At 67.5% G+C, this 26237-nt stretch carries 34 protein-coding genes; 20 read left to right on the top strand and 14 right to left on the bottom strand.

From position 1 onward, the window contains the following. Positions 1-91: 91 nt before the first annotated feature. The gene (locus ACFPJ1_RS40920) at positions 92-1291 is read left to right on the top strand and encodes an MFS transporter (RefSeq protein ID WP_380111784.1); all 1200 of its coding nucleotides are present in this window, start codon (positions 92-94) and stop codon (positions 1289-1291) included. A gap of 1 nt (position 1292) precedes the next feature. Here ACFPJ1_RS40920 and ACFPJ1_RS40915 read toward each other — a convergent pair whose 3' ends face one another. Further along, positions 1293-2225: an LLM class F420-dependent oxidoreductase gene (locus ACFPJ1_RS40915; RefSeq protein WP_380111783.1), complete on the bottom strand. Its 933-nt coding sequence runs from the start codon at positions 2223-2225 to the stop codon at positions 1293-1295. A gap of 204 nt (positions 2226-2429) precedes the next feature. Here ACFPJ1_RS40915 and ACFPJ1_RS40910 point away from each other — a divergent pair, with 204 nt between their 5' ends. Next, the gene (locus ACFPJ1_RS40910) at positions 2430-2684 is read left to right on the top strand and encodes a hypothetical protein (RefSeq protein WP_380111782.1); all 255 of its coding nucleotides are present in this window, start codon (positions 2430-2432) and stop codon (positions 2682-2684) included. Here ACFPJ1_RS40910 and ACFPJ1_RS40905 read toward each other — a convergent pair. After that, positions 2663-3730, bottom strand: coding sequence for a GntR family transcriptional regulator (locus ACFPJ1_RS40905; protein WP_380111781.1), 1068 nt, complete (start codon positions 3728-3730; stop codon positions 2663-2665). The two genes, ACFPJ1_RS40910 and ACFPJ1_RS40905, sit on opposite strands and share 22 nt — an antisense overlap. Positions 3731-3814: 84 nt before the next feature. Between ACFPJ1_RS40905 and ACFPJ1_RS40900 the strand changes: the two genes are divergently transcribed. From ACFPJ1_RS40900 to ACFPJ1_RS40860, 9 genes are all read left to right on the top strand, one after another. Next, positions 3815-4048 carry a hypothetical protein gene (locus ACFPJ1_RS40900; protein WP_380111780.1) on the top strand — a complete coding sequence of 78 codons (234 nt, stop codon included), beginning with the start codon at positions 3815-3817 and terminating at the stop codon, positions 4046-4048. 153 nt (positions 4049-4201) lie between these two features. Beyond that, positions 4202-4603 (top strand): hypothetical protein, encoded by a 402-nt coding sequence (locus ACFPJ1_RS40895; RefSeq protein ID WP_380111779.1) that lies wholly within the window; start codon positions 4202-4204, stop codon positions 4601-4603. Next, positions 4600-4968 (top strand): hypothetical protein, encoded by a 369-nt coding sequence (locus ACFPJ1_RS40890; protein ID WP_380111778.1) that lies wholly within the window; start codon positions 4600-4602, stop codon positions 4966-4968. Before ACFPJ1_RS40895 ends, ACFPJ1_RS40890 begins: the two co-directional genes overlap by 4 nt. Beyond that, positions 4965-5330 (top strand): hypothetical protein, encoded by a 366-nt coding sequence (locus ACFPJ1_RS40885; protein ID WP_380111777.1) that lies wholly within the window; start codon positions 4965-4967, stop codon positions 5328-5330. The genes ACFPJ1_RS40890 and ACFPJ1_RS40885 overlap by 4 nt, the downstream gene beginning before the upstream one ends. Continuing rightward, positions 5327-5500 (top strand): hypothetical protein, encoded by a 174-nt coding sequence (locus ACFPJ1_RS40880; RefSeq protein WP_380111776.1) that lies wholly within the window; start codon positions 5327-5329, stop codon positions 5498-5500. The genes ACFPJ1_RS40885 and ACFPJ1_RS40880 overlap by 4 nt, the downstream gene beginning before the upstream one ends. Beyond that, the gene (locus ACFPJ1_RS40875; RefSeq protein ID WP_380111774.1) at positions 5493-5849 is read left to right on the top strand and encodes a hypothetical protein; all 357 of its coding nucleotides are present in this window, start codon (positions 5493-5495) and stop codon (positions 5847-5849) included. Before ACFPJ1_RS40880 ends, ACFPJ1_RS40875 begins: the two co-directional genes overlap by 8 nt. Before the next feature lie 152 nt (positions 5850-6001). After that, a complete protein-coding gene (locus ACFPJ1_RS40870; protein WP_380111773.1) occupies positions 6002-6406 on the top strand; it encodes a hypothetical protein in 405 nt (134 codons plus the stop codon). Continuing rightward, the gene (locus tag ACFPJ1_RS40865) at positions 6403-7347 is read left to right on the top strand and encodes a tyrosine-type recombinase/integrase (protein ID WP_380111772.1); all 945 of its coding nucleotides are present in this window, start codon (positions 6403-6405) and stop codon (positions 7345-7347) included. Before ACFPJ1_RS40870 ends, ACFPJ1_RS40865 begins: the two co-directional genes overlap by 4 nt. Beyond that, complete coding sequence (locus ACFPJ1_RS40860) at positions 7344-7790, top strand: endonuclease domain-containing protein (RefSeq protein WP_380111771.1); 447 nt, start codon at positions 7344-7346, stop codon at positions 7788-7790. The genes ACFPJ1_RS40865 and ACFPJ1_RS40860 overlap by 4 nt, the downstream gene beginning before the upstream one ends. Before the next feature lie 257 nt (positions 7791-8047). Here the strand turns inward: ACFPJ1_RS40860 and ACFPJ1_RS40855 are convergent, their stop codons facing one another. Beyond that, positions 8048-8866, bottom strand: coding sequence for a GntR family transcriptional regulator (locus tag ACFPJ1_RS40855; RefSeq protein WP_380111770.1), 819 nt, complete (start codon positions 8864-8866; stop codon positions 8048-8050). A gap of 316 nt (positions 8867-9182) precedes the next feature. On the opposite strand from ACFPJ1_RS40855, the gene ACFPJ1_RS40850 reads away from it, so the two are divergent. From ACFPJ1_RS40850 to ACFPJ1_RS40810, 9 genes are all read left to right on the top strand, one after another. Then, positions 9183-9524 (top strand): hypothetical protein, encoded by a 342-nt coding sequence (locus tag ACFPJ1_RS40850; protein ID WP_380111769.1) that lies wholly within the window; start codon positions 9183-9185, stop codon positions 9522-9524. Next, positions 9524-9775 carry a hypothetical protein gene (locus ACFPJ1_RS40845; RefSeq protein ID WP_380111768.1) on the top strand — a complete coding sequence of 84 codons (252 nt, stop codon included), beginning with the start codon at positions 9524-9526 and terminating at the stop codon, positions 9773-9775. The genes ACFPJ1_RS40850 and ACFPJ1_RS40845 overlap by 1 nt, the downstream gene beginning before the upstream one ends. After that, entirely contained in the window at positions 9775-10059 is a 285-nt protein-coding gene (locus ACFPJ1_RS40840) for a hypothetical protein (RefSeq protein ID WP_380111767.1), read from the top strand. Before ACFPJ1_RS40845 ends, ACFPJ1_RS40840 begins: the two co-directional genes overlap by 1 nt. Then, positions 10056-10427, top strand: coding sequence for a hypothetical protein (locus tag ACFPJ1_RS40835; protein ID WP_380111766.1), 372 nt, complete (start codon positions 10056-10058; stop codon positions 10425-10427). Before ACFPJ1_RS40840 ends, ACFPJ1_RS40835 begins: the two co-directional genes overlap by 4 nt. A gap of 12 nt (positions 10428-10439) precedes the next feature. After that, on the top strand, positions 10440-10877 hold the full coding sequence (locus tag ACFPJ1_RS40830; protein WP_380111765.1) for a hypothetical protein: 438 nt from the start codon (positions 10440-10442) through the stop codon (positions 10875-10877). A 3-nt stretch (positions 10878-10880) separates the two neighbouring features. Then, positions 10881-11621: a DUF2637 domain-containing protein gene (locus ACFPJ1_RS40825; RefSeq protein WP_380111764.1), complete on the top strand. Its 741-nt coding sequence runs from the start codon at positions 10881-10883 to the stop codon at positions 11619-11621. Then, positions 11621-12658, top strand: a complete 1038-nt coding sequence (locus tag ACFPJ1_RS40820) for a hypothetical protein (RefSeq protein WP_380111763.1) — start codon at positions 11621-11623, stop codon at positions 12656-12658. The genes ACFPJ1_RS40825 and ACFPJ1_RS40820 overlap by 1 nt, the downstream gene beginning before the upstream one ends. A 170-nt stretch (positions 12659-12828) precedes the next feature. Continuing rightward, positions 12829-14835 carry a hypothetical protein gene (locus tag ACFPJ1_RS40815; protein ID WP_380111762.1) on the top strand — a complete coding sequence of 669 codons (2007 nt, stop codon included), beginning with the start codon at positions 12829-12831 and terminating at the stop codon, positions 14833-14835. A 211-nt stretch (positions 14836-15046) separates the two neighbouring features. Beyond that, positions 15047-15763, top strand: a complete 717-nt coding sequence (locus tag ACFPJ1_RS40810) for a hypothetical protein (protein WP_380111761.1) — start codon at positions 15047-15049, stop codon at positions 15761-15763. Between the two features lie 73 nt (positions 15764-15836). On the opposite strand, the gene ACFPJ1_RS40805 is transcribed toward ACFPJ1_RS40810, so the two are convergent. From ACFPJ1_RS40805 to ACFPJ1_RS40755, 11 genes are all read right to left on the bottom strand, one after another. Next, entirely contained in the window at positions 15837-15992 is a 156-nt protein-coding gene (locus ACFPJ1_RS40805) for a hypothetical protein (RefSeq protein WP_380111760.1), read from the bottom strand. Further along, a complete protein-coding gene (locus ACFPJ1_RS40800; RefSeq protein ID WP_380111759.1) occupies positions 15992-16444 on the bottom strand; it encodes a hypothetical protein in 453 nt (150 codons plus the stop codon). Before ACFPJ1_RS40800 ends, ACFPJ1_RS40805 begins: the two co-directional genes overlap by 1 nt. Positions 16445-16447: 3 nt before the next feature. After that, the gene (locus tag ACFPJ1_RS40795; RefSeq protein WP_380111757.1) at positions 16448-17368 is read right to left on the bottom strand and encodes a peptidoglycan recognition protein family protein; all 921 of its coding nucleotides are present in this window, start codon (positions 17366-17368) and stop codon (positions 16448-16450) included. 22 nt (positions 17369-17390) lie between these two features. Continuing rightward, positions 17391-18293: a hypothetical protein gene (locus ACFPJ1_RS40790; RefSeq protein WP_380111755.1), complete on the bottom strand. Its 903-nt coding sequence runs from the start codon at positions 18291-18293 to the stop codon at positions 17391-17393. Beyond that, positions 18286-18624, bottom strand: a complete 339-nt coding sequence (locus ACFPJ1_RS40785) for a hypothetical protein (protein WP_380111754.1) — start codon at positions 18622-18624, stop codon at positions 18286-18288. Before ACFPJ1_RS40785 ends, ACFPJ1_RS40790 begins: the two co-directional genes overlap by 8 nt. Before the next feature lie 131 nt (positions 18625-18755). Next, on the bottom strand, positions 18756-19100 hold the full coding sequence (locus tag ACFPJ1_RS40780; protein ID WP_380111753.1) for a hypothetical protein: 345 nt from the start codon (positions 19098-19100) through the stop codon (positions 18756-18758). An 8-nt stretch (positions 19101-19108) separates the two neighbouring features. Further along, entirely contained in the window at positions 19109-20689 is a 1581-nt protein-coding gene (locus ACFPJ1_RS40775; RefSeq protein ID WP_380111751.1) for a hypothetical protein, read from the bottom strand. Then, the gene (locus ACFPJ1_RS40770) at positions 20689-21843 is read right to left on the bottom strand and encodes a hypothetical protein (RefSeq protein WP_380111749.1); all 1155 of its coding nucleotides are present in this window, start codon (positions 21841-21843) and stop codon (positions 20689-20691) included. The genes ACFPJ1_RS40775 and ACFPJ1_RS40770 overlap by 1 nt, the downstream gene beginning before the upstream one ends. Then, the gene (locus ACFPJ1_RS40765) at positions 21840-22901 is read right to left on the bottom strand and encodes a DcrB/PsbP domain-containing protein (RefSeq protein WP_380111748.1); all 1062 of its coding nucleotides are present in this window, start codon (positions 22899-22901) and stop codon (positions 21840-21842) included. The genes ACFPJ1_RS40770 and ACFPJ1_RS40765 overlap by 4 nt, the downstream gene beginning before the upstream one ends. A gap of 9 nt (positions 22902-22910) precedes the next feature. Further along, positions 22911-23759, bottom strand: a complete 849-nt coding sequence (locus ACFPJ1_RS40760; protein ID WP_380111747.1) for a phage tail family protein — start codon at positions 23757-23759, stop codon at positions 22911-22913. Then, complete coding sequence (locus ACFPJ1_RS40755; RefSeq protein ID WP_380111746.1) at positions 23759-26224, bottom strand: hypothetical protein; 2466 nt, start codon at positions 26222-26224, stop codon at positions 23759-23761. Before ACFPJ1_RS40755 ends, ACFPJ1_RS40760 begins: the two co-directional genes overlap by 1 nt. Between the last annotated feature and the right edge of the window lie 13 nt (positions 26225-26237).

The raw sequence follows: 26237 nt of genomic DNA, 5'->3' as shown, positions 1-26237 counted from the left end.
CCGCATCACGCCCGCGATCTCCCGACAACCCGCCACGCCCGCCGAATTCGGTTGCCCGGGTACGGCGTGTGCTGCTGGACTGCTGGCCACCTTGAGCCGAACGAAGTACCAACGCCGCCTGGTCACTGCCTTCGTCCGATGGACGTGGATGCGGGCGGCTCTGCACCGCGGCTGGTGGCTGGTCGCCAGCGTCTACCTGGTGGTCGACGCCGGACTGACCGCGTCCGAGCTTGTGCTCATCGGATCCGCGCATGGGTTGTTCGCGCTCGTGAGCGAGGTGCCGGCCGGAGTACTCGCCGACACCATCAGCCGGAAGTGGTCGCTGGTGCTGTCGCAGGTGCTGATGGGTACCGCGATGCTCACCACCGGGCTGGTCACCTCGTTCCCGCTGCTGCTCGGGACGCAGGTGCTGTGGGGGTTGTCGTGGACGTTTGCGAGTGGATCGGACATCGCCTGGATCACTGACGAGCTGGACCAGCCGGATCGGATCTCGGCTGTCCTGTCCCGAGCGGCCCGGGCTCAATTGAGCGGCGCGGCGGTGGGACTCCTCGGGATCGGCGCGCTGGCGTGGGCGACCCGGCGCGACATCGCGATCGTGCTCGCCGGCTCGGCGATGCTGCTGCTGGCGTTCTATGTCGCGTTCCGGTTCACCGAGGAGCGGTTCGTGCCGACCCGCGTCGCGCGGTGGTCGGCATCGTGGGCGATCTTCCGCCGCGGTCTCATGCTGGTACGCCGGAGCCCGGAGATCCTGCGGATCTTCCTGGCCACGTTCCTGATCAACGGGGCTGTCAATGCCGGCGGGCGCCTTGCGCCGAAGCAACTGGTCGAGCTGGGACTACCCGAGCTTGATCCGATCGTCTGGTTCACCGTGCTCGGGTTCGTGGCGCTCGTGGTTGGCGCCGTCGTGCTGCGCGCTGTGGAGAAGCGGCTCGATGGGGAGCACGCGCGCCACTCCTATGGTGTTTCCGCAGCTGTCGGGGCAGTTGGGATGGCGGTGCTCGCGTTCGCGCCGGACGCGGTCAGCGGGAGTTTGGCGCTCGTGGTCGTCTCGGGGATCGCCGCGCCGCTGACCCGGCTGATCGCGACGATCTGGGTCAACGCGCGCACGACGAGCGAAGTACGGGCTACGACGCATTCGTTCCTCGCGCAGGCCGAGTACCTGGGCGCGGTCATCTGCGGGTTGTTGATCGCGTTGGTTGCCGATGTCGGCGGTCTGCCGCTCGCCCTCGCCGGGTCCGCCGCGCTGTACGCCCTGACCGGGGTACTGATGCGGCGGCCGGCGAGGGGCTGATTCAGGAGACTTGCGGGAGGACCTCGGCGGCGATCAGGTCGAGGTGGTCGAGGTCCGCGAGGTCCATGATCTGGACGTACTGCCGCTGCGAACCCGCCTCGGCGAATCGGCCCAGCCGCTCGACGACCTGCGCCGGAGTACCGGCGACGGCGTTCTCGATCAGCTCGTCGGCGTCACGGCCGATCGCCGCGGCCCGCTGCTTCACCTGCGCGTCGTCCTTGCCCACGACAACGGTGTGGGCAGTGGAGAGCGCCAGCGTCTGCGGATCGCGCCCGATCGCCCGGCACGCCTCCTGAACCCGATCGAAGAGCAGCTTCGTCTCCTCGACCGACCGGAAGCCCGCATTGAACTCGGCCGCGTACTTCGCCGCGAGGGCGGGCGTCCGCTTCTTACCCGCGCCACCGACGATGACCGGCGGGTGCGGCTGCTGCACCGGCTTCGGCAGCGCCGGGGAGTCCTTCAGCTGGTAGTGCTCGCCGGCGAAGTCGTACGTCTCCCCCAGCGGCGTGTCCCACAGCCCGGTGATCAGCTCGAGCTGCTCGGTCAGCAGGTCGAACCGCCCCGGCGTGTCCGGGAAGTCGAGCCCGTACGCCGCGTGCTCCGCCTCGTACCAGCCCGCGCCGAGGCCGAGCTCGGCGCGCCCGCCGCTCATCTGGTCCACCTGCGCGACCGAGATCGCCAGCACGCCGGGGTTGCGGAAGGTCGCCGAGCTGACGAGCGTGCCGAGCTTGATCCGGCTCGTCTCACGGGCGAGGCCGGCCAGCGTGATCCACGCGTCGGTCGGACCAGGGAGGCCGTCCTGGTCTCCCATCACCAGGTAGTGGTCGGAACGGAAGAACGCGTCGAAGCCGCACTCCTCCGTCTTGCGCGCGACCGCCAGCAGATCGTCGTACGAGGCGCCTTGCTGCGGTTCGGTGAAGATCCTGAGCAACATGCGGATAACGCTATCTCCTTACGCTTGGCAGGCACCGGGTGGCTCTGACCTGCGGTTATGCGGATGCGACTGGACACGACTGGATGCAACTGGGCACTCATGGCGGACGGAGCAGCCACGGAACAGCGGGAGCCTGACGGAACGGGCACGGAACACGATTCGAGCGTTGTTGACTTGTTGCAACATGGCTCTTACCCTCGGGCCATGGGCCACTACGAACCGAGCGCCACTGCCGCTGAGCTTATCGCCGAGGCGAACGCCGATGCTGCCGCTGCGGTCCGCGAGCTGGAGAACCTCCGCGCCCATCGTGCCGCGTTGGAGGCGAACCCGGATGACCGGGAGGCTCTGGCGTTCCAGGTCGAGCGGTCGGAGAGGATCGTTGCCGAACTGGAGGCGACCGCCGCAGCGAAGTCTCGCGAGGCTGCCCGCATCCAGGCTCAGCTCAAGTCTGTCTCGTAGCGCAGCACGTTCCGCGCCATCGGCGCGATGACCCTGCTGACTTCGACGGGTACGCCGTCGACTGAGAACACTCTGACGATGTCCCACACCGGGCCGGCTGTCTCCATCTGGAGGAGTCGGCGTTCGGTGGTGTTCGGCATGCGCCCCTTGGCTTCGTGGTCTGCGCTGACCTCCGCGCCGTCGGGGATAAGCCCAGCGTCGTACAGCTCGGCGAGGGTGCCGCCCGGGTAGGGCTGAGCCCTCTGGTCTGCCAGCACGGTCCCCTTGGCAAACTTGAGCGGGACGGCGGATCGCTGGATCTCGATCGGCTCACCCTTGAGCCGCTTCACGAGCCGTCGCCGGATGACTTTGCTGCCGGCGCGGATGCCGAGTCGCCGCTGGTCTTCGTCGGTGGCGACCTCTTCGCTGTACTCGGCATCGACGGTGAAGTCGTCCCAGGTGGCGCCGTGGTCGGTGACGAAGGCCGCGGTGTCTTCGCGGATCCCTGCGCGGAGGTCGGCGAGTTGCTTGCGGTATCGGCCGGTGGACATTTCCCGGACGGGTGGCGCTTCGGCGACGGTGGTGGGTTTCCCGTGGGAGCGGACGATGAGGCCTTCGTCGGCGAGTGCCTTCAGCGCGAACCGGACGGTGGACCTGTTGATGCGCGTGGCGGCTTCGATCTTCGGCTCGCTGGGGATGGTGTCGCCGGGCTGGAGGTCGCCGGTGGCGATGGCTTGCCGGATGTGGTCGGCGAGCTGGTCGCGTAGGGGCGGGTGGGGCTTGATGCGCGTGACGACTTGCTCGTTGAGCTTGAGGGCCATGGCGTGAGCGTAGCAACTTGTTGGCTTCTTTGAACATGTTTGGCTTGACTTGTTGACTTGTTGCAACAAGTTGGTGCAGGGTGGGGTCATCGGTAACCAGCCAGCCTCGGAGGACGAGATGAGCACCAAGGACACCCGCCCCGTAAAGCTCACCCGGACGAGCGGCCCGAAGCGGCCGGCGTTCGACAGCAACGGAAACCCGAACCCCCGCAAGGGATCGGGAGCGGTGATCGCTTCACCGCGCACCTGAGGCCACGCAAAACCAACAAGCAACCGAGCATCACCAACTGGGGAGCAGCAGTGCCCGACCCGGACGAAGGGGAGTCAGAGATGAGCGAGCAGGTAGCAGAGCGAGTCGAGCAGCAGGAGCAGAAGCGTCGGGTCCGGGTCTGGTTCGGCCGGTACGTGATCGCGGACTACACCGCGGAGCCGGAGCTGGCCCAGCGGTACGCGAAGGCGATGGCTCGCCGGTTCGCCGGGCTGCGGGTGACGAACGACCCCGTGGGCGACCAGCCTGGCCGGCCGTTGCCGTCGGAGCGCCTCTGGGACAACCCGCCCAACTAGACCGGTCAGGGCGTCGGTGCCGAACCCCACATCCCCTCACCGGCCCGGCGCCCTGGCCTCTCCACGGAGCGCCCCTAGTTCCCCCACAGATCGGGGGGAGGGAACTGGGGGCGCTTCTCGACAGACTGCAAACACCCGAAGAAGGAGAACAGAATGATCGTCATCGAGGCGAAGCACGTAGGCCGCACCGCCAAGACCCTGCTCGCGGGGACGAACAGCCACGGCACGACCGAGATCGCGACGGGCGCGAAGGTCGAGATCCAGGACGTGTTCCTGCCGTTCAGTCACCTCGACGGCCCGGACCGGGCGCAGGTCGTTGTCCGCGACATCGAGCACGGTCGGGTGTGCAGCATGGAGGCTCGGCACCTGCAGCTGTTGACCGACACGGTTGGGCCGTCCGACCGGCCGGTGGTCGCGTCCCACCCGGATGTCACCTGGGGTGAGTTGAAGGACGCGCTCCGGCCGCTCAACGCATTCGCGGATCAGGACGAGATCGCACTGGGTGCCGCGGCTGACGCGGTGCTGGAGCTGCTCGCGGGGAAGGCCTCGGCGTGAGCGACGCGTACGAGCGCGCTGTCGAGCTGTATCACGCTGAGCGCCTCGCGGAGATGCGAGACATGTTCTTCCGCTTCGCACTCAACCGGGTACCGCGGCCGCGGCTCGACGAACTGATCGCCGTGATGGAGGACGAAGACACGGTCGCCTTGCGCGAGAATCTGAGCGCGGCCGAAGCGCCGAGCCTGGATCGTGCCGCGGTCGACAAGGCGCTCCGCAAGGTGATCTCGTTCGCCGACTACGACCTGCACAAGGGGATTGAGTGCGACGAGGAGACCGGCGAAGACACGTATGCCGAGCATGTCGAGCGGTTCATGGCGGCGTACACGGAGGCCCAGGCCGAGCTCAACGGGGCCGAGTCGTGACCGCGCCGGCGGATCACCTGCTCGCTGCCGCTGACCTGCTCGACAAGCGGGCAGGGGAAGCGACCGAGGGGCCGTGGCGCGCGGTCGCGACCGGTGAAGCAGGACGCGCTGATGTGATCAACGACAAGATCGTCAGCACGACGCGCGGGATGGTGGCCGCGGTCGACGTCTCGACCACTGATGGCCGCTACATCGCCTCCCTGGATCCCGAGAAGGGCAAGCTGATCGCCAAGATCCTCCGCGCCGAGGCGGAGCGGCTGACCCGCAGCCCGCGTGCGTTCGGTGGCGCTCCCCTGTTCAAGCCGCAGCCCGACACCCTCGCCCTCGCAGATGCCCTGCTGGCTGGCGGTGAGCAGTCGTGATCCACAACCTGATTGGTCGGGTGCTTCTGGTCGTCGGCATCGCGGGCGTAGTGGCGTACTGCCTCACGGGTCGGAGCGGAGTGCTGCATTGGGTCCTAGGACTTGGAGGCATCCTGCTCGTGTTCATTTCGGCATGGATGGGCCGGATCGTGGAGGTCGACGATGAGTGACCTGAGCGGGCGGTTCGAGCAGTACGTCTCCCCGGCTGCCGTGGCGATCGACCCGGCGGCGTTCGACGAGACGATCGAGAATCACGCCGGGCTGATCCGGCAGTTCCGCCGCGACCGGGCTATCGAGTTGGCGCAGGCAGTGCTTGGCGCCGTCGCCCCGTTGATCGAGGAGGACACGCGGACCCGGATGGTTGAGGCCGCGGCCGCCGCCGTGAAGCGGGAGCTCCACGCGGACTGCGACGCTACGCACCCTGACGCCAGTCACATCCCCTGCATCAAGTCTCCGGGGCATGGCGGCGACCACGTTTCCCGAGGAGGCCGCAACTGGCGAACGGGCGGTGCTTCATGAAACGACCAATAGGTTATGGAAAGTGTTCTTCTCCTAACCAAGCTGGCTGAACCGTTTCAAATATCTAGTCTGATAATGCATATTATCTGCCACTCAGCTTCTTCTCATAAACAAAAACCGGACTTCAAATACGCAGAGAAAGCGAGCATGAAATGAGCAACCAGCACGCCCGCGACATCGTCATCAACACACTGACCGCACGCCACGAGGAACTGCACGACGGCGAGGCAATGCCGCGAGACCACCAGGGCGGAGACAAGATCATCCGCGCGCTGCAAGAGGGAGGATTCCAGATCGTCGCCCACCCCGCGCCCGAGCAGCCCAACGTCGCCGGCGCGCTCGACATCGCCGCCGAGTGCGCCCGGTACGACGGCGGCCACCACAAGCAGTGGGTGTTCGACCAGATGGTCCGCAACCTGACGGGCTGCCCCATGGTGCCGATGGTGAACGAGTCCGCTGTTGGCGGGCCGTACCACTTCATGGGCCTGGGCGAGTCGGAGGCGTATCGCGAATTCCGCGCCGCAAACCCGCACTGGACGGAAGGCATTGCGCCGTGAGCGATCTGGTCCCGGTCTCCTCCCTTGCCGCCGAGGTCGCCCAGTACGGCCCGACGCGGCGCGTGCAGGTGCTGGTCGCGTCCTGGCTCGCCGGGTACGACAGCCCTCACACGCGGCGGGCCTACGCGCGGGACATGAAGATGTGGCTGAAGTTCTGCGAGGAGATCGATCTGGATCCCCTGCTGGCAATCAGGGTGCACCTTGACGCGTGGAGACAGCGGTACTGCGGCTACGAGGCCCGGCATGACCCGAGCGTTGCCCGCCGCCTATCTGGCGTGTCGTCGTGGTACGAGTACCTGGTGCAGGAGGAGGTGCTGGACCGCTCCCCAACGGCGCACGTGAAGCGGCCGAATGTGGACTCGTCCCATTCGACGACGTTCGGCCTCGATGAGCATGAGGCGCGGGCCGTGATCAAGGCGGCCGGCGAGTTCGGCCCGCGCGAGTTGGCGGTCATCTCGGTGCTGATGCTGACGGGGATCCGGGTCAACGAGTTGGTGATGTCGGATGTCGGGGATCTGGGTCACGAGCGTGGTCACTTCACGTTGGATGTGACCCGGAAGCGCGGTGCGCGGCAGCGGATCGTGTTGGTGGCGGGTGCTGTCGCTGCGCTGGAGGCGTACCTGGATGGGCGCACGAGCGGGCCGTTGATCGTGACGAGGCAGGGGCGGATCTCACCGCGGCAGGTGCAGCGGATTGTGAAGCAGGTGGCTGTCGCGGCGAAGGTTCCGCACGGGGAGAAGGTGTCGCCTCACTCGTTGCGGCATGCGTTCGTGACGTTGTCGCTGGATGCTGGCGCGATGGTCGAGGAAGTGCAGGACGCGGTGGGGCACAAGTCGTTGGATACGACGATGCGGTACAAGCGGAACCGGGGCAGGCTGGACAAGTTCCCGGGCTACAAGCTCGCCGCATGGTTGAACGGCGACGACGAGGAGGCATCGTGAGTGACGTGCCGGCGTGCCACACCTGGCCCGTGGCGACCCGCGAGGAGCTTGTCGCGGAGTGGCATCAGGTGCACCGCGCGCCCCCTTCCGATGACGACCTTCTGCGGTTGTGGCAGGACGGCCGCTGCGCGGTGTGCGCTGTTCCGGACTGGGGATCTCTGGTTGAGGACCACGACTGGGACACGGGGCTGACTCGCGGCATGCTCTGTCGGTCGTGCAACGTGAAGGAGGGAAACGCGGGGGACGTGATGCCGTGGACGGCGTTCCGGGAGAACCCGCCAACCCGGATGCTGGGTATGCAGATCGTGTACGTGAATACGTTCGGCGGCCCGACGACTCGCACGCAGGTGCCGGAAGCGGATCTGCGTGCCGCGGCCGGGAAGTTGCACATCCCGTACGTGCAGCAAGGCGGGTACTGCGACGACGAGAGCGCAGATGGCTGATGACCAATCCCCCCGGAACTGTCGGCCCGAAAACTTCGTGCCAGGTTGGGGGGTAATCGCCAAACCTGCACATAGGAGGAGGCATGAGCCGATACAACCTTCCGCCCGGTCGTGGCGGGTACCGCGCGATCGACGCTGGTCAGCCGAAGCCCGGCCAACCTGGCTACCCGCCACCACCGCCGAAGCCGAGCAAGGGTGGGGCCACGACCGCCAAGGACCGCCGGAACCGGTCTACGTTGGCAGGATGAGCGAACCAGTCATTCCTCGGTGAGGTCGAGCTCCACCTCGTAGTGCAACACGTTCCGCTCCCCCGGCGCGATGACCCGTGAAGCTTCCACGGGCCGATCCCCCACCCAGAACACCCGGACCATGTCGAACACGGGTCCGGGTGTTTCCATGCCCAGCGCACGGCGTTCTTCGTCCCGCGGGGTCCGGGCCTTCGCGTCGTGCGTGACCTTCGTGACCTCGAGCCCGAGCGAGTAGAGCTCGGCGATCGTGCCGCCCGGCCACGGCTGCTTGCCGGGGCTGGCGACGGGTGTCTCGCCGGCCAACTCCCACGGGATCGCGGACCGCTGCAACTCGACGGGTTCCCCTTTGGCGTACTTGGTGAACCGGCGGCGAAGAATGTCGGTGCCTTCTGGTACGAGGAGGCGGCGCGCGTCTTCGGCTGTGGCGTGTTCTTTGGCGACGACCATTTCGACGGTGTATTCGGCCCAGGTGATGCCGTGGTCTTCGGTGAACGCGGAGGTGAGCGGGTGGGGTTCGCCGGACTTGAGGCGGCGCAGCTCTTTGGCGTACCGGTCGGCGTTGATGCTGCGCTCGGGTGGCGCTTCGGAGACCTTGGTGCGTGCGCCGTGCCGGACGACGACGAGCCCCTCCCCCGCGAGCAGTTGGACGCTTTTGCGGATGGAGTCGCGGGACATGCCGGTCGCGTTCCTCAGGTCTTGCTCGCTGGGTAGCTCTTCCCCTGGCGCGAGTCGACCGTCGTCGATGGCGTCTCGGATGGCGGCGGCGAGTTGCCTGTGCTTCGCGAGTTGCCCGTGGGGGTCGATCAGCGCAGTGAGGTCGATCGGCATGTGCTCAGCGTAGCGGTCGTCTGTCCCTGTGCTGGTCAAGTCGGCAGTCGAGGAATCGAACCTCGTCCTCCGGTCCCATGACCGGTGCGCTAACCCCTCGCAGTAAGTCTCTCGGCCAACCTGTCCGGACAGTGCCGATGCGATGTGCGAGCAGCTCCCGGTCACCCGGGCCATTACGCCAACTGCCGTACAGCGCTGATCTTACCAGCGACACGCGGGGGGATGTTGACATGTTGCCTCGTACGTACGAGTGACCTACGGTAGGACTTTACGCGCGCGCAGTACGTGCGGGTGCGCGAGAGGAAGAGGTCACGGGATGCGAGTCACAAGGTTCAGCGACGAGGTCGAGACGATGCTCGCGGGAGCAGGCTTCGAGCCGTGCTTCGTCCGCGACCTGTACGACGGCGACGTGATCGCGATCCGTCGCGGCACCGATGACGAGACGCCGACCGAGATGACCGTGACCGAACTGTTCCTGCCCGGCGCTGTCGTCCGCACCGGATACGGCGACGCCCAATGGATCGGGGTCCTCGCGACCGACGGCCGGAAGATCCACTGCACCTATGAGGGCAAGCATCCCGCGTGGAGGCAGCCGCGCACGCAGGAGGACGGCGAGCAGCCCGGCGCCGTTCCGGTCCCGTTCTGGGAGGCGAGCTGATGGCACGCCAGCAGAAGCTCAAGCTGACACTCCGCAACATCGGTAACGGCCGCGAGTGGACCAACCAGCCTCTCACCATCACCGCCGACCCCGAAGACCACGCCGCGATCAAGCCGCGCATCGAGCAGATGGCGCGCGACCTTGACGGGCGCGGCTCCGGCGTTGCCTGGTGGGCGGACCAGTACAAGGTCCACGTCGAGGGCATCAAGGAGCACTGGTGGGACTTCTGGGTCCCGGGCGGTGAGGGTTGATGGCGGCCGACGTCGTGACCCCCTTCGACCGCGGCCTCGAGCCGGTCAGGAAGCCGCACAGGGCTGAGGAGCGCACGAAGAAGCGTCGCGCCGCCTTCATCATCCGGATCGGCCATTCCCGCACCCCCGTCGAGAAGCTCAACGCGGCGGTCGACTACTTCCGGGCGACCGTGATGGACCCCCGCGTCGACCAAGCACAGGTCGGACCGCACACCGACCACCTCGTGCAAACCCTGATCGCCGCCGCTGACCAGCTCGCGAAGACCGTGAGGAGGACCCGATGAGCGCCATGGAACGCCCCCAAGACACGCTCGAGCACGTCGCTACCGTGACGCCGCTCCCGTCCCGCGCCACCCCCGACCCCGCGCCGGCCAAGCCGGTCATCAACACGGCCGCGATCGTCGACTTCGTCTGCCCGCCTGACATCTGGTCGGACGACCGGCCGTCGCTGCGGAAGGTGTGGCTGTACGGCGTCTACGGGCGCTGGACCCACGCGGACGGGTTCGCCCGGTTCGCGGGTGCCGCCTACGCCACTGTCATCGCGCTCCCCCTCCACGCGCTCGCCTACACGGCGCTGTGGATCGTCGAGCGCCCCGCACGTCTCGCCGTGGCCGCTGTGCTCGGCACCTTCATCTACCTCACCCTCCACTGAAAGGAGTTCGTCATGGTCACCCTCACCGCCGCGAGCATCGGTGCCGTCGCCCTGGTCGCTGGCTTGGTGCTGAATCACTACAAGGCGGGCAAGAACGCCGTCCCCTGGCTGATGCTCCTCGCTGGCCTGTCGATCGCCGGTGGCGTCGTCAACCGGATCCTCGACCGCATCGGCGGATCCGCGGCCCGCGCAACGGAGTCCGCGTCGGTCCGCCTGTTCGGCGTTGGGCTTCCGTTCCTGCTCACCGTCGCGATCGGGATCGTCCTCTTCCTGCACATGAAGCCGAAGTCGCGGCCGCCGACACGGTTCACGCCGTGGCTTGCCTTCGTGTTCCCGTCGATCCTGGCCGCGACTGGGTTCGCGAGCATCGTCGCTCTCGCGAATGCAACCGGTACTGAGATCGGCGCGACCACCTGGGACACCTTCTCCGCGATCATCTCGGGGCGCTGACTGATGCGCCGCTTCCTGCTCGGTCTCGGCCTCACCGTGGTGACGGTTGCTGCGGTCGTCGCGTCGTTTTCGACGTTGGCGTCGCTGGCCGTGTTCACCGGGTGGGGTGAGCGGTCGTCGTGGCTGCTGCCGCTGGCGCTGGATGCGTTGGGGATGACTGCTTGTCTGGTGTGGCTGGACCCGACCGCCCCGAAGGAGGCACGTCGTTACGCGGCCTGGATGACCTGGGTTGCTGCTGGCCTGTCCGTCCTGGGGAACGGGGCAGGGCATCTGGCGGCGACGGGGCATCTGTCCCAGGGTCTGCTGCTGGTCGTCCTGGTCGGGTCGGTTCCGCCGGCGGCCCTGACGGTGACGGTTCACCTGATCGTGTCGGTGAAGACCTCGCCCCCGGAGGTCAAGGTCCAGGGCAAGGTCGAGGGCAAGCCCCAGGTCGAGGGCAAGCCTGCCCCGGACGCAGCTCCCGTCCCGGTCAAGAAGGCTGCCCCCGCCCCGGTCAAGGTCACTGCCCCGGCCCTGCCCTCAGGTCAGGGCAAGCCGAGGTCTGCCCCGCAGGTCGAGGGCAGGGCAGAGGGCAAGGTCGATGAGGTCGAACTGCAGAGGGCAAGGCACGCCGACCGTGAGTACAGGGCAAGCCACGAGGGCAAGCCGATCGGACGGGTTGCCCTGAAGGCTGCCCTCGGGATCGGGACAGATAAGGCGCAGGCCCTGCTGGCTGCCCTGAAGAAGGAAGAGGAGGCAGCCTGATGGAGATCCTGGTCGTGGTCGCGATCATGTCCGTGATCGTGAAGCGCGGCGCTGAGGACATCATTCACACGGCGCGCGGCGGGACTCCGCCCCGGTATGCGGCGGCCAGCGCCCGGCGGAAGTCGGGGGCAGCGGGCCGGTACTGGGGGCAACTGTGGGACGACGCGTGGGACGACCTGTCCCAGCGGCATGCGGCGAAGAAGGCAGGACGGTCCTCGTCCCCTGCCCCGGCCTCGGCCTCTCGTCCTCGCGGGGCAGCGACCCAGTTCTTCGCGGGCCTGGGGCAGGACGCGGGCCGGGGCATCCGCCGGTCCTGGGACAGGGGCTGGGTCAGGGCAGACGAGCGCCGCAGGGCAAGGGCGACCCGTCCTCGTCCTGGTCAGGTCACCGTCCCGGGGCAGGTCGTCCCCAATGCGCCGTCCCGTCCTCAGGACGAGGACCGTCCTGCCCCCGACCCGCATGTCGTCCCGACCGAGGACGGGGCAGACCTCCGCTTCGGAGATGACCCGACTGACCCGACCGGAGTCCGGGGCTGCCCCGAGTGCCACGGGACGAGCGTCGTCGACGGCGAGATCTGCCTGTCCTGCCGGGACCGGCAAGAGCAACGCAACCAGCACCACGAAGACCAGACCGCACCGGACTACCCGCCGGACTACGTACCGGACTACGTACCGGACAACCAGACAACCACTCCTCTCGCCAGCACCACCACCCAGGAAGGAACCACCATGACCACCACGATCCCCACCGACACCGAGATCATCGGCCTCGACCCGGCCATCGACTACTGCGGGACGACCGTGCAGGCGTGCAACGCCATGGTCCACTCGCTCGAGCAGACCGAGGCCGCGATCATCGCGGGCGGCGTCAGCGGTGTCGCGACCGCCGCCTTCGCCAACGCGCGCGAGCTCTTCGGCCAGATCGCTTCGATCATGGGCGGCGCCGGCCAGGAGTTCATCGCCCACAAGCGTGTCCAGGAAGCCTACGACGCGACGCCGGGTGCAGGTACGAAGGAGTTCCTCACCGCTGGCCGCTGATCCCGCAGACCAATGGCGCTCCGGTCCGGTTGTCCGGGCCGGGGCGCTTGACATAGGTCCGGTTCCTCGCGTACGCGCACGTGCGCGCGGCCGGGCGTTGGAGCACCAATCGAGGGATCTCAGTCCACCGGACTTCACCGGACCGGACTTCGACAGGAAGGAGCACTCGGATGGGTAGGCGAAAGGAGAGTGAGCGGCTGTTGCATGACCTGGCTGCCGTGGTCGATCGGCCCGGCGGGTATCGGCGGCCACTGACCCGGCAGGAAGCGCGGACGATCCAGGCGGACGCGGCGCGGGCGCGGAAGGAGCGGCGCGCGAGCAGCGCGGTCACGCTGCTCAAGCCGCAGTGGGTGCCGTGGGCGCTCGGCCTGATCGTGTTCGTGCTCGGCGCGGTCACGTGGTTGATGCGTTGGCTGTCGGATGACCCGATGCTGCCGCTGTTCTTCGCGGCGACGGTTGTCGCGCTGATCGCGTGGACCGGATGGATGGCGGGCAAGCGCACGCCGAAGTGGCGGACGAACGTGCACCTCGCCGCGGGGGTCGCGTCGGTGTGGCTCCTGTTCGCCGCGACGCAGGGCCCGTCCTTCGAGGCGCCGCTGGTGTGGATGGTCGGGGTGATCGTGTCGTCCTCGTCCTGGTGGAAGGCGAACCGTCCCAAGCATCCGTTGGCCCCGTCCCGGGCGGCCGTCCCCGTCTCGGTCGACCAGTCGATCCCCGTCCTGTGGGCCGAGAATCTCGGCGCACCTGGTGCTGTCCTGCAGGGCAGCAAGCTGACCGACCAGGACACATCGAGGGCGAACTGCGAGTCGTACACCGTGAACCTTCGTCCCGGGAAGCAGACGATCAGCGGGACGCTGTCCCAGCTCGAGCTGATCGCGGGCGGCCTGTTCACCCCTGTGAAGCAACTCGTCCTCGAGCCGCACCCGGATCACAACCCGAACCACGTGAAGCTCACGGTGGTGCAGCACTCCCCGATCGATCAGACGATGCCGTACTCCGGGGCTCGGATCGTCGGCGACCAGCGGCACATGATCGAGGTCGGCCCGTACGGCGACGGGGATGGATTCGCCAGGTGGCGGATGTGGCAGCCGGGCGAGAAGCCGATGACCGGGTCGTGGCTGTCGGGTCTGATCATCGCCGGTACCGGCATCGGGAAGTCGCGGCTCATGGAGTTGCTCGCGGCGGGCTACATGGCGTCGGGGAACGCGGTCGTGTGGTTCGTGGATCCTCAGGGTGGGGCGTCGTCACCGGACTTGCAGGAGTACGCCGACTGGTACGTCTCCAGCGAGGGCACGGCGAAGATGATGGGTGCGCTAGAGAGGATCGCGGAGGCGCGGGAGAAGCAGAACAGCCAGCGGAAGTGGCAGCGGTTCGACCCGACCCCGGAGCGTCCTGGGATCGTGGTGTTCCTGGATGAGTGCCACATGTCGATCAAGAAGTACGGCAGCAAACTGGAGGAGCTGGCCCGGAAGACACAGAAGGTCGGGATCTCGTTCGTCGGACTGACGCAGGGCGCTGGCCTGACGTCGCTGGGCGATGACATCCTGCGCGCGTCGTTGACGGCGAACCTGATCGTTATGAAGACCGGCAGCAACCAGACGAAGAACCTGCTGCCTGGGCTGCCGGTCGACCCGGAGACGCTGCCGAAGATCGCGGGGTTCGGGTATTCGATCGGCACGGACGGGAGCAGGACGGCGCCGTTCCGGTCGGAGTATCTGGAGTCTCCGGAGGCGTGGTTCAAGCGGTACCCGATGCCGAAGCTTGACGCGTTGTCAGCGGGTGCGGCTGGTGAGGTGTATCAGCTCCGTCAGGAGGCGGCGGTCGAGGAGCAGGAGGCGAACCGGCTGTACGTCGAGCAGTTGGAGAGCGGCACGGTCCAGCCCGAGCGCGCCGAGCCGGACCTGGATGACGAGGGTACCGACGATCAGCCGGCTGCGTTCAAGGTGGTGCAGTTCCCGTCTGCGCCGGTCGCTCAGCAGGACAAGCCGTCGTGGCAGCGGGTGCTGGCGGTGGTGGGGCAGGGCGTGACGCGGACAGCGGAGATTGAGAAGGCGGTCGGGTTGAAGCCGTCGCAGTTGCATGCGGTGCTGAAGAAGCTCGTCGAGGACAAGCACTTGGAGCAGCCGACGCGCGGCGTCTACCAGCTCGCCGGTTCGGCTACTCCCCCGGAGCGCTGAGCCGCTGGAACTGGGGGCGGCTCATGGCAGGTTCGAACCATTTAGAACGCACAAAAACGCCCACCCGGTCAGGGTGGGCAAAGGGGGAACCATGCAGTTCAACAAGAGGCTCGGCCGGATCGTCGCCGTCGTCTGAACAGTCAGCATCGGCCCTCGCTGGGGGCTGGTGTGCTGGCTGCTCAGAGGGAGTCGCCGGATCCAAAGGAGTCACATGAACAAGCTCAAGACCGCAGCCTCGACGGTGTGGGCAAGCCGGGTCGCGCGGACTGCGATCGCCGGTGTCGGTGCAGTGGCGCTGCTCGTCGGCGGTGTGACCGTCGCGAACGCGGCCAGCGACTGCACCAACCTGATGTACCCGCTGTGCCCGCGGTCCGTCGCCAAGACGCAGGTCGTGGATGGTTCGCTGGACGGCGTCGAGATCAAGGATGGGTCGCTGGGGGCGAAGGAGATCGCCCCCGCCGACCGGGAGGCGTTCCTGAAGGACACGAGCACCCCGGACGTGAAGGGCGGCGCGAGGCTGGTTGCCGTTTACAACGAGGTGCCGATCGAGAAGGTCGGCGGTTCGTGGAAGACGAACAAGACGAAGCTGGGCGAGTTCACGCTCCCGGCCGGTACCTGGCTGATCAACACGTCGGCGTTCTTCCGTCGCACGGCGGCGAGCACGGACAACGCAGTGACGCGGCCGCAGTTGGCTCTGCGCGCCGGTGACGTGACCACTGGGTTCGGTTCCGACTACGGCACGGTGATGGGTTCGGCGATCTCGCCGGTGGTCGAGGGTGACCTGACCGGGTCGGATGTCCGGCTGGTGCAGGTGCCGACGGCGAGGACGATCGGTGTGTACGCGTTCGCCTACCAGGACGACCGTGGTTCGTCGGACTCGAACAAGATCGAGGTGCTGCGCGCGATTGTCGCGATCGCGGCTGCGTAGTACCCGTCGGCCGCACAACGCGACGAAGCGCCCCCGCCATGTAGGCGGGGGCGTTCGTGTGTCCGGGGTGCAGCTAGCTGACGAGCGGGACGAGTGCCGACAGGAACCAGTACAGCGCACAGCAGGCGAGTCCGGCTGCGAGGAGGTTCACGCGGGAGGCGACGTTCCCTGCGGCGGCGAGGAAGCAGAGGAACGCGATGCCGTACAGGATGAGCGCGGCGGCGACCATCAGAACCCGCCGCCCGCCAGATCAGCCTTGTTGGCGAGCGCGTCGGCGACCTCCGGGGTTGTCGCGAACGTCTGGTTCACGACGGTGCCCGGTACGACCATCGGCTCCTCATGCAGGCTCGGGGTCTCGGCCGCAGAGTTCGAGGTCCAGTTGAAGAAGCCCAGCACGATCGTCGACAGGAAGATCACGCCGGTCGTCTGGTCGACGGTCAGCTCGAGTCCGTAGCCGGCCATCAATGCGATGGTTGCCTGGACGAGGCCGATCGCGAACGAGAACCCGGTCCGCTTGGTGTAGAGCGCGACGCCGACACCGATCGCGGCGTTGACGCAGGCCATGATCAGCGGGACCAGCGTCTCGGTGAGACCGAACAGTCCCCAGGACAAGGCGAGTCCGAGGACGGCCTGGATCAGGGTGGCGTAGGCGGCCGGGTCGCGGCGCAGGAAGTTGGGCATGGGTCAGATCTCCTTCTGGGCCTTCAGCATGGCGGCGATCGCGGGCTGGACGATGGCGGCGGCCTTGGACGCGGCGGCTGCCTTCGCTACTACGTCGGTTGCGCCGGCTGCCTTACGCGCGGCGTACTCCTGCTCGTAGGCTTCCTGCGCGGCGGCCTTCTCGTCGACCATCATGAGGTCGTAGATCTGGGTCCAGAACGCGTAGCGCTGGATCTCGTCGCTGATCCATTTCTTGTCGGCGTCGTTGAGGGGCATGTCGTCCTCCTTGGGAGGGCTCGGGGTGACGGGCGGCTTGGTGGCCTTCGGCGGTCCGGCCTTGAGGAGCGCGGCGACGTCGGTGCGGAACTTGTTCATCGGGCAACTGCCGGGGTCGGGCTTGCGTCCGGTGTGCTCGCGGTGGCCGATGATCGACAGCGCGGACCAGCCGTGGAAGTGGCAGATCGCAGCTGCCCAGCGGGTCACGGCTGCGTACTGCTTCGCGGTCATCGGCTGTCCGCCGTCGTAACGGACTTCGTTGCCGTAGTAGGCGGCGTTGCCGTCGATGTTGTCCGGGCCGGGCTTGAGTTCGGTCTTGAAGCCCGCGTAGTCCTCGTTGATGACGTGGTTGAGGGTTGCGCTGGACCCCTCGCCGGCGTGGTTGGCGCGGCCCTGGGCGATGAGCCACAGGTCGCCGTCCATGTCGGTGGCCGCGTTGCATAGCGGGCCGGGGAGACCGGGCTTGCCGCGGGTGGCGAGGAAGTCGAGGTAGTCGTCGGACTGCCCGATGTCCGAGCCGGTGTGGTGGATCACCAGGCCGTGCACGTCGCTGAACGGGCCGTGCTCCGGGTCGCGGCCGCGGGTCGTCCATCCCGGCCATTGCTTGTACGGGACGTCCCAGAGCTTCATCGCTGCCAGTACCTGCACAGCGGTCATCGGTTTCGCCATGAGTGGGCTCCCTCGGTCGGGTCTACTTGAGGACGCAGACGAGGATCTTGGCCTGCGTCAACGGGTCGGTCGTGGTGACGGTCAGCTCCTGGAGCTCGCCGCTCATCGAGGCGCACTTGACTGCTGAGGTGTCGGGTCCGGGCTCGCCGGGGTCACCCTTCGCGCCCTTGTCGCCCTGTTCGCCTTTCGGGCCGGGGACCGTGGAGTCTGCGCCGACGCAGCCGTTGTGCTGTGCGCAGTACGCCTTCAGTGAGGTGTCGATCAGGGCGCTGAGGCGTTCGTCGGTGACTGGTGGCGCGTCCTTGCCCGGGTCACCCTTCAAGCCTTTGCCGACACACCGGTCTTCGCCGCAGAACGACGTCACCGCTACGGCCACCAGCGGCTGCAACTCCGCCTCGGTCGGTGTCCTGCCGTCTCGCGGCCGGACGACCTTGGGTGCTGCGACCCGGGCGATCTGGTTCACCTGTGACGGCGTGAGGGTCGGCTCATAGTTGCGGATCGCGGTCGCGACGATCGCCTGGACCTGCGCCGTGGTCAGGCCGGGCGTGCCCGGGTCGCCCTTGTCGCCCTTGGCTCCCTGGTCGCCCTTCTCCCCGACCGGCCGGTCGTCGATGACCTTCGCCTTGCCGCACACATCCCCGAACACCTTCCGGGCTTCGGTCGGGTTCGCGAGGCACGCGGCGCGCATCTGGCCGGCGAGGTCTCCGAGGGTCTGGTCGGAGGTGTTCGCTTTGTCGTTGCGGTCTGCGCCGTAGATGCCGAGCGCGATGATGACGAGCACGATGAGGATCGCGCCGAGGATCATGGTTGCTACCAGCCGCCAACTCCAGCCGCTGTCTGCCCGGTGATCCGGGGTCCCGTTCTCTGCGCCGCCTGGTTCCGGCATCCCTGTCTCGCCGGGCTGTTCTAGGTGGTCGCTACTCATCGAGATGCCGCCTCCTCGGTGGCTTCGATTTGGGCCTGGTCAACGGTGGGTATTCGAGTTCCTCATGTACGTCGACTGGCGGGTCGATCCGCCGGGTCGCGTAGTCGTCGAGGAACTTGTTGACCACGCCGATGGCTAGCCTGCGCCACCATCTGAGGTCTTCGAGCTCGTCGAAGTCGACGAGGTACTGGTCGGCCCTCACCTTGGCCATGGCCAACTGGTGGGCGTTCATGAGTTTGCGTACTTGGAGGATGAAGGCGAACACAGCCCCGATGACTGCGGTGATGCCGGTGGCAACTGCCGCGATCACCCCCGCTTCGGGCAGTTCCATCACTCCTCGTTCGCTGCGGTGCGTGTTGGTGGCGGTGGGAGCGATGCGGGTGCCTGGCGCAGGCTCGGTGTGGTGTTCACAGGGGTGCTCCCGTGGTCTAGGGGGGCATGGGTGGTGCACGGGGGTGCTGGTTATCGGAGCAGCACAGTTAGGACGGTTCCGATGGCAACTAGCGCGACGCCGCCGATTGCGATGGCCTTGGCCACTGGGCTCCAGGCGCTCTCGGTCTTGGAGCGGCGGGCATCCTCGGCGTCCTTCAGGGCGGCGGCTGTGGTGACGACGGTCGCGTCTCTGGAGACCGCCTGGTCGCCTAGTCGCTGCACGGCCAGCTTGAGGTCGTGCAGCTCCTTGGCGACGTCTGCGAGGCTGCCGTTGATGGTCGCGAAGTGCTTGTCGTGGCCGGCCAGTCTGGCGTCGATCTTGCCCGCGACAGTGCCGCGTTCGTATGCCTCTTGAGGGGATTCGTCACCTGTCATGTCTCGTCCTACTCGAAGATCTGGACGGTGAGTGCGGTGTGGGTGGGGTTCATCGCGAAGGTGCCTGCGCCGGACATCACGTGGCGGAGCTTGAAGGTGTGGGACCCAGCGGCGGCGAGGGTGCCGGTCCAGGACTGCGCGACGTTGGCACGGTCGAGCGTGGTGGCACCTGTGAAGTTCGCCTGCGCGGCTTGGTTGGACCCGTCGATGTTCAGCTTCCCGGTCGCTACTCCGGTGCCGCCGGTGTTCGCGCCGAGGTAGAACGACGCGGTCACGGCGTACCGGGCGTTGGCCTTCGCGGTCGAGAAGGTGAGCGTCGCGCCGGTGATGTCGGCCTCGGTGGTCGGCACGGTCACAGCGCCCCCGGTCATGGCCGCCGACAGCACCTGCGTGAGCATCTGGCCGGGGAACGTGTTGGTGGACGCCGTCAGGTCTTTGTTGGTGAGGGCCTGCGTGCCGGTGAGGGTGGCGACGGAGGTAGGCAGGGTGTTCGTGGCGCTGGACAGGTCTTTGTTCGTCAGGGCCTGCGTGTCGGTGGTGGTGACGACGGGGACGCCGTTGGAGGTCGTCGCTCCGGTGCCGACGAGGGCGAGCGGGCCATCCTCTGCGTCGATCGTGTGGCCAGCAAGGGTGATGTAGTCGGAGCCGTCGCCGAGCCGGAGTGTGCTGAACCCGTCGATCTGGGTTTCGGTGGAGAAGAGGTTGAACTTGTCGGAGTCGATCTCAACGGTGCTTTTGGCGGTCGAGTTGTTCGCACCAAGGTCGAGTGTCGCTGGGCTGGCGAGTGCCGTAACGTCCGGCCCTCGAAGCTGCAGGCTCGCTCCGCCTAGTCCGGTCGGAATGATCCTGCCCGGTGCAGTCTCGTCCGGGTTGTTGGTGTAGTACACCGTCTGGTTCGGGTACGTCGGGTCGTTCAGCCCGATCCGTACACCAGTTGCCGCCGTCCGGATCCAAGAGCCGGTGATGGTCAGGCCGTCGATCGCTCCGGCGGAGAGTTCGTTGGCGGTGATCGAGTCGGCGGCCATCTCGTTCGCGGTGATCGTGTTCGCCGCGATCTCGTTCGCCGTCACAGCGTTCGCCGCGATCTTCGGGGTGGTGATCGCGTCGTCCGCGATGTCCGTCTCCGTGATCGGCAGGATCCCGTCGAGCTCCGTCTGCAACGCAGGCAGCGTGACATCGTTGAGGGTGTCGAGCTCGCCCTGCAACACAGCGGCCTGCGCAGCGGCGAGGTCCGCAGCGGCCTGTGCAGCATCGGCCGCAGCCTGAGCGAGGATCGCATCGGCAGCCGCCTGTGCGGCAGCAGCGTCAGCGGCAGCAGCATCGATCGCGGCCTGCGTCGCGTCAGCTTGCGCGGTGTCCGCCGTGGTCTGCGCGACCGCGATCGTCTCGTCCCGCACCGGGACCCAGTTCGTGCCGTCGTAGTACTTCGGCTCGTTCCCGTTCGACGAGTCGTACCACCCCGAGCCCCTCACGGCGAGCGGCTCGACCGCCGACTGGGACAGCGACGGCATCAACTTGATGCGGCGGACCTCGTCCTCAAGCTTCTTCAGCCGCTGCCCGAGATTCGCGTCTGCACGAGGGATAGCCATCAGTCGGTCGTCTCCTCGTCGTAGGGGTTCCACAGGGCAGGGGTGAGGGTGTCGTTGCCGATGTCGAGCGCGACCCCGATCACCCGGATCACCTCGGAATGCCCGTCAGGGTGGCGGGGCGACGGCGACTCGGCACCCGGCGTCTCAGGGCCTGCGACGAACCAGAGCGCGTTGTCGCCCAGCACCCAGTCCCGCCCGTACTGCGGGCCATACGTGAGGGAAACGGCGATGCTTGCCGTCGCCTGCCCGCGAGCCCGCTTCGTGAGCGTCTCCTTCGCGACACCGGTCAGCCCGGCAGCGTCGAGATCGCCGGACGTTTCCACGTCCTCTTCCCACCGGGGCCAGCCCTGCGACGTGATGCCCTGCGTGTCGCGGGCCGGCGCGGACCCGCCACCGTTGGAATCAACCGCGCGGATGTGGTTCGCGCCGTGCCCCTCGGTGTAGTCGTCGGTCACGTTGTACTTGTTGATGCAGCCCGGGTAGTCGAACCGGATGTTCGGGCTGCCGGCCCAGCCGAGGCGCGGCCGGGCGAGGAACACGTGCTCGACGGCGAGGCGCGCTTCGGTCTTCCAGCGGGTGACGATCCGCCACTCGGGGCCGCCCTCCATGTCGGACAGATCCTTCAGGCAGGCGAGCACCTTCTTGCGTTCCGCGTCGAGGTACTTGACCGCGCGCACCGTCGGGCAGTCCGTGTCGAGGATGAACCCCAGACCCTCGGGCGCGGCGTCGGCGAGTAGGTCCGCGATGATCTGGTCGTCGGTGTCGCCAGGCCCGCCGAGATACGTGTGGGTGCCGACGTCCCTGCGGCCGAAGTACGAGCCGACGGTCGCACAGTTCAAGGTCGCCTCGGCGTCGGAGCCTGCGTCGCGGGCGGTGACGATCCCGGCCCACAGAATGTCCGACGTCGAGTCGCCCGCGTACTCGCGCTCCACCACGATCAACGTCCGGCCGGGGGTGGTGACGCCGATGAAGTCGCCGCCGTCCCTCAGCACCGCCGCCTGGTCGCACGCGAACACCGTGGTGCCGACGTCGCTGATCCGGTCCGGCAATGCGCCGGTCGGCTTCAACGGCAACTGGGCAACCTTGTTCCCGGTGCGCAGGTCGCACGCCCAGAACCGGTACTCGGCTGCCGGGAGGGGAGGGGTGGCGGTCACAGCGGCACAACGACGAGCTGCCGATAGAGGATCGTGATGTTTCCACCGACCTCGGTCGCGTACATCACGCGAGCGTTGTAGGAGTTCCCCGGCGTCAGACCGCTGACCAGCTTGAAAGTGCCCGAGTCCAGCTTGAGAGGGACACCGGACGTGACGGTGCCGCCGAGCACGATGCCGTCGTTGTTGTTCGCGGTCCCGCCGGACACGACCGAGCCGGAGCCGAGAGACGCCCCGGTCTTGATCTCGGAATCGACCCAGACGGCTTTGTCGTTGATGCTGGACAGGATGCAGGCCTTCATGTGAACCATCACCGCGCCGGACGGAGGAGCCGTGAAGGCCACAGCGCACGGGGTGCTGCCCGGGATCCAGGTCGCGCCAGAGTATGCGGCTTCGTCCGCAGTCTCGTCGTCCCTGACTGTGGCGAGTCCGTTCGGGAGCGTCACCCACGCTGTGCCGTTGTAGTACTCCATGACGCCGGTAGACCGGTTGAAGATCGCGGTCCCGGGGCGCGGGCTGCTCGGTCTGGATGAGACTTCTAGGATGCCGCCGGCGGACGCGTACCCGATGAGGGCCGGGTTGATGGTCCACACCGGGTTGCCGCCACCGGAGGCCGGTACAGCGAACGTGCCGAGCCTGACGCCTTGCCCGGCGAACGCGGGCGCGGTGGGTGATCCTGCGGCGGTGCCTGCGGTGTAGACGATGTCGGCGCCGCGGAGGCTGGAGGCGTCGGCTTCGTGGTCGTAGACCTTCACGTCGATCGCGTCGACCCGCGGCAGGGTCGCGTGGGCGGCGCTGATCGTCTTGGCGAGCTCGGCCGCACCGGCGGGGAACGCGGCGCGGTAGACGCCGGTCGACGCGGACGGCTGGACGGCGACGGTCAGCGGGGCGATGGTGACGGAGAACCCGGTGTTGGAGACCGCTCCGCCGCGGACGCCGCTGATGACGAGGTCGTTGCTGGCACGGAGGAACAGGCTCGTCTCGGCCTGCCGCCACTCGGCCGCGGTGAGCTCGGGGCCACCTGACACTCCGTCGTATGTGATGCCAATCAGGTCACGCATCAGGTCTCCCTACTGGAACGAATCAGCCCACTCGAGGAGGGCGGTGCCGGTGCCTGAGGCGGCGCGGAAGGCGATCGGGTTGGTGCCGGGCTTGATGCCCCAGGTGCCGCCGCCGCCGGTCGAGACCTTCCCGGTGCGCAGCGCGGTGCCCTGCAGTAGCGCGACGAGCGGGGCCTTCAGGTACAGGACGACGTACTCGCCGTCGGCGAGCGTGTCGTTGTACTGGATCCACTGGCCGGTCGCCGTGTTCGTGATGCGCGGCGTACCAAGTGGCCCAGTGAAGGTGAGGACGGTGGGCGCGGTCTCGTTGCCGTCGTTGACCGCGTCGCCGTCTCCGGTGATGGTGGAGCCGGTGAAGCGGAGCGGGAACCGCATCGGGAACTGCATGCCGCCCGTCACCGAAGGCAGGTTCAGGGTGAGGGTCTTCGCTACGCCGTACCTGAGCGGGTCCGGGCAGCGGAGTTCGGCCTGCCACGTCACCTGCGTGTCCGTGTCGTCGACCCTGGAGACGTCCCCCGCCCGTTGCGCACGGACCGTCAGCGGGATCCCGTCGACCACTGTCAGGTCGAACAGGTCCAGGGAGAGCGCCGCCTGCAGCGTGTGCTCGGCCTGCTGACGCAACAGGATCGTCGGTGCCTCGATCCGGCCCGACAGCTGAAGCGTGCGTGCCTGCAGTTTCGGGTTCGGCGCCGGCGACTCACCGTGTGCGCCTTCCCGCGACTGGCCGCCGCCCTTCGATCCGGGCGACCCCCAGCCGTCGAGGGACGCGCACGTCATGACGACGCCGTCCGCGTTGGGGCCGGTGTTGAGGCTGATGCCGGTGGAGAAGGTGAACTCGTTCTCGTCGGGGAACGGCATCAGTAACCCCTGTTCATGAGTTCGGCCTTCGCGTTGGCGCGCTGTGCGATCAGGTCGGCCTCGTCCATCGAGGTTCCGTTGAAGGTGATGTGCTGGTGGTTGTGGATCTCCCGCACCACCCGGGGCGCTGCGCCGCCTCCGCCTGCGAGGCTGCCGACGTACCGGTTCGGGTCGGCGGTCGGGGCGGTGATGAACTCCTGCCGGTTCCGGGTGCCGTCGGCGAACGACTGGACCAGGCCCATGCCGAACTCGTTGGCGACCTGGCCGAGGATCTGCGTCGACCGGTCACGCTTCGACGGGGCAAGCGGGATGAACGCTTCTCCCCCGGTCTCCTGCTCGGCCCACTGGACGAGCCCGGCGCCCTTGCCTGCGGCCACCATCGCCTGCGACGGGAGCTTCCCGTCCGCGTAGGACGGGAACCCGCCAGGGTGGAACCCGCCGTCGGCCTTCGGGACACCTTTGCCGGATGCGACCAGGCCGCGGTCGATCGTCGTCTCGATCATGTTCCGGTACGTGTTGACGGTGACGTTGACAGTCCTGCTCGGCGGCAAGCCGTTCAGCAGCCGGTTCACCTCGGCGATACCGTCCTGCGCGTTCTTGATGTCGGCCTTGAGCTTGGCCGACCGTGCCTTGGTGACGCCCTTCGGGTTGTCCAGCTCCTTCTTGGCCGCGGCGATCTTGTCCTCGAGATCCTTCTTGTTCGCGTTCAGCTTCGCGGTGCGCGTCACGTTCGGGATCTTGAAGAGATCGTCTGCCAGTCCTTCGGCGACCTTCCTGTTCTTCCCCATCTGGACGGCATGGTCGATCCACGACTTCTTCCCAGCCTCCATGGTTCTCGCGGCCACGACTTCGCCCTGGTTGCTGTTCCGCTGCGCCTCGACCTTCGAGTTCGTCGAGGCGACGAGATCGTCCAAGGCACGCTGGTTGTTGCGGCCCTTCTCGGTGGAGATGTCGAGGTTCTTCCCGTTCTCCTTCACCGAAGCGGTCGCCCGGTCGACGGCTTCCTCGTAGCCGATCGACGCACCCGACAGGGTCAGCAGCAGACCCGAGTTCCGGAACAGCGCGTCGTTCGATTTCTGGGTGGCGAGCGCCTGGCGTTCGAACTTCGTCCCCAGCGTCTCGACCTTCGGCGCCGTGCCATCGGCCGCTGCACCGACACCCATCGCCGCCAGTTCCGCCGCGCTGAGTCCCTGCGTCCACAGCTGCGTCGTCTCCGCGGTGATCGCCACAGACTCGTTCGCCTTGTCCGATGACCCCTTGAACAGACCGAGGCCCTTGGTGACGCCGGACAGCGGGTTGATCGAGTCCTTCACGAACCCGACGAACTTGCCGATGTTCGAGTTCGCGTCACCGAGCGCCAGATCCACCAGCGACAGGCCACCGGTGAACCGCTCGAACGCGCCGTTGATGTTGTTCAGCTGCGTCACGAGGTCGAGCCCGTTCTTAGTCAGGCGCCCCATGCCGTCGACCAGATCGGCCAGCCCGTCCGGGTTCTTCTCCACTGACTCGGCCAGATCCTGCAGGCCCTGCGACACGTTACGCAGAGCGGACTGCATCGCCGGACCCAGGGACCGCAGGACGGCCTGGAACGCCTCCGACAGCGGGCGTACGGCCGGCTGGAGCTCCTCCAGAGCGGCGCCGACCTCGTCCACGAACTCGGACACCACCGGCGCGGTCTCCTTGAACGCGGCCTGCAATGAGGGCTTGAACTTGCCGAACACGCGGTCAGCGACGTCCGCAGCGTGGATCAGGGTCGCCTCGTACGGCTTGGAGAACAGCCGCATGTCCGCGCCCATCCCGGCGAGCGTCGTCTGCCACTTCTTGCCGACCGCTTCGGACTTCGCGGCGAACAGGATGCCGAGCCCGGCGAGCCCCGCGCCGAAACCGGCGACGAGGCCAGAGGCAGCGATCGCACCCACCGCGGGCAGCGCAACCGCGACAGCGGCAGTTAGGGCAGCGATCAGCAGCGGCCCCAGGACCGGGGTCTTGAGCGCGCCGAGGAAACCGGACCCGAAAACAGACCCGCCCGACTTGCCGATCTCGGCGAACAGGCCGCCGCCTTCACCCCTGAGCCACTTCTTGAACCCTGACCCGAACGACTTGCCGGACTCGTCGCCGGACTTGGGGAAACGCTTCTTCGTCTCCTTGTCGAACGACTCGGACGCTTCCGCGCCAGCCTTCGCGAACTCGCTGGAAGCGGTCTTCCTGGCCTTCGCGCCCGCCGTGGACATCGCCTTGTCGGCGGTGTCGGCGAGCTTGCCGAGTTCGTCGGACGCTCGCTTGGTGCCGGCGGCGACCTCATCACCGAGCGCCTTGCCGCCCGTTGCGGTCTTCTTCAGGGTCACGTCGGCTTTGGTGGCCGCACCCTCAAGCTTCTTGACCGCAGCGACGGCCTTGACGCCGATGTCGGAGACGAAGTCGGAGATGTCGGCTTCGAGCCGTACCCGCACGCTGCGATCAACCATGGCGCACCTTCCG

Origin of the sequence: Kribbella qitaiheensis (assembly GCF_042657745.1) — a bacterium.
In the GTDB taxonomy this organism is placed as follows: domain Bacteria; phylum Actinomycetota; class Actinomycetes; order Propionibacteriales; family Kribbellaceae; genus Kribbella; species Kribbella qitaiheensis.
This window is presented reverse-complemented; position numbering and strand designations above follow the sequence as displayed.

Coding starts and splice junctions, on each gene's coding strand:
- ACFPJ1_RS40915 (WP_380111783.1), bottom strand. CDS start 2,225: ATGTTGCTCAGGATCTTCACCGAACCGCAGCAAGGCGCCTCGTACGAC.
- ACFPJ1_RS40785 (WP_380111754.1), bottom strand. CDS start 18,624: ATGGAACTGCCCGAAGCGGGGGTGATCGCGGCAGTTGCCACCGGCATC.
- ACFPJ1_RS40765 (WP_380111748.1), bottom strand. CDS start 22,901: ATGCGTGACCTGATTGGCATCACATACGACGGAGTGTCAGGTGGCCCC.
- ACFPJ1_RS40840 (WP_380111767.1), top strand. CDS start 9,775: ATGGCGGCCGACGTCGTGACCCCCTTCGACCGCGGCCTCGAGCCGGTC.
- ACFPJ1_RS40855 (WP_380111770.1), bottom strand. CDS start 8,866: ATGCCGATCGACCTCACTGCGCTGATCGACCCCCACGGGCAACTCGCG.
- ACFPJ1_RS40805 (WP_380111760.1), bottom strand. CDS start 15,992: ATGGTCGCCGCCGCGCTCATCCTGTACGGCATCGCGTTCCTCTGCTTC.
- ACFPJ1_RS40825 (WP_380111764.1), top strand. CDS start 10,881: ATGCGCCGCTTCCTGCTCGGTCTCGGCCTCACCGTGGTGACGGTTGCT.
- ACFPJ1_RS40780 (WP_380111753.1), bottom strand. CDS start 19,100: ATGACAGGTGACGAATCCCCTCAAGAGGCATACGAACGCGGCACTGTC.
- ACFPJ1_RS40845 (WP_380111768.1), top strand. CDS start 9,524: ATGGCACGCCAGCAGAAGCTCAAGCTGACACTCCGCAACATCGGTAAC.
- ACFPJ1_RS40820 (WP_380111763.1), top strand. CDS start 11,621: ATGGAGATCCTGGTCGTGGTCGCGATCATGTCCGTGATCGTGAAGCGC.
- ACFPJ1_RS40910 (WP_380111782.1), top strand. CDS start 2,430: ATGGGCCACTACGAACCGAGCGCCACTGCCGCTGAGCTTATCGCCGAG.
- ACFPJ1_RS40795 (WP_380111757.1), bottom strand. CDS start 17,368: ATGGCGAAACCGATGACCGCTGTGCAGGTACTGGCAGCGATGAAGCTC.
- ACFPJ1_RS40755 (WP_380111746.1), bottom strand. CDS start 26,224: ATGGTTGATCGCAGCGTGCGGGTACGGCTCGAAGCCGACATCTCCGAC.
- ACFPJ1_RS40760 (WP_380111747.1), bottom strand. CDS start 23,759: ATGCCGTTCCCCGACGAGAACGAGTTCACCTTCTCCACCGGCATCAGC.
- ACFPJ1_RS40870 (WP_380111773.1), top strand. CDS start 6,002: ATGAGCAACCAGCACGCCCGCGACATCGTCATCAACACACTGACCGCA.
- ACFPJ1_RS40810 (WP_380111761.1), top strand. CDS start 15,047: ATGAACAAGCTCAAGACCGCAGCCTCGACGGTGTGGGCAAGCCGGGTC.
- ACFPJ1_RS40830 (WP_380111765.1), top strand. CDS start 10,440: ATGGTCACCCTCACCGCCGCGAGCATCGGTGCCGTCGCCCTGGTCGCT.
- ACFPJ1_RS40800 (WP_380111759.1), bottom strand. CDS start 16,444: ATGCCCAACTTCCTGCGCCGCGACCCGGCCGCCTACGCCACCCTGATC.
- ACFPJ1_RS40775 (WP_380111751.1), bottom strand. CDS start 20,689: ATGGCTATCCCTCGTGCAGACGCGAATCTCGGGCAGCGGCTGAAGAAG.
- ACFPJ1_RS40875 (WP_380111774.1), top strand. CDS start 5,493: ATGAGTGACCTGAGCGGGCGGTTCGAGCAGTACGTCTCCCCGGCTGCC.
- ACFPJ1_RS40815 (WP_380111762.1), top strand. CDS start 12,829: ATGGGTAGGCGAAAGGAGAGTGAGCGGCTGTTGCATGACCTGGCTGCC.
- ACFPJ1_RS40900 (WP_380111780.1), top strand. CDS start 3,815: ATGAGCGAGCAGGTAGCAGAGCGAGTCGAGCAGCAGGAGCAGAAGCGT.
- ACFPJ1_RS40895 (WP_380111779.1), top strand. CDS start 4,202: ATGATCGTCATCGAGGCGAAGCACGTAGGCCGCACCGCCAAGACCCTG.
- ACFPJ1_RS40850 (WP_380111769.1), top strand. CDS start 9,183: ATGCGAGTCACAAGGTTCAGCGACGAGGTCGAGACGATGCTCGCGGGA.
- ACFPJ1_RS40790 (WP_380111755.1), bottom strand. CDS start 18,293: ATGAGTAGCGACCACCTAGAACAGCCCGGCGAGACAGGGATGCCGGAA.
- ACFPJ1_RS40835 (WP_380111766.1), top strand. CDS start 10,056: ATGAGCGCCATGGAACGCCCCCAAGACACGCTCGAGCACGTCGCTACC.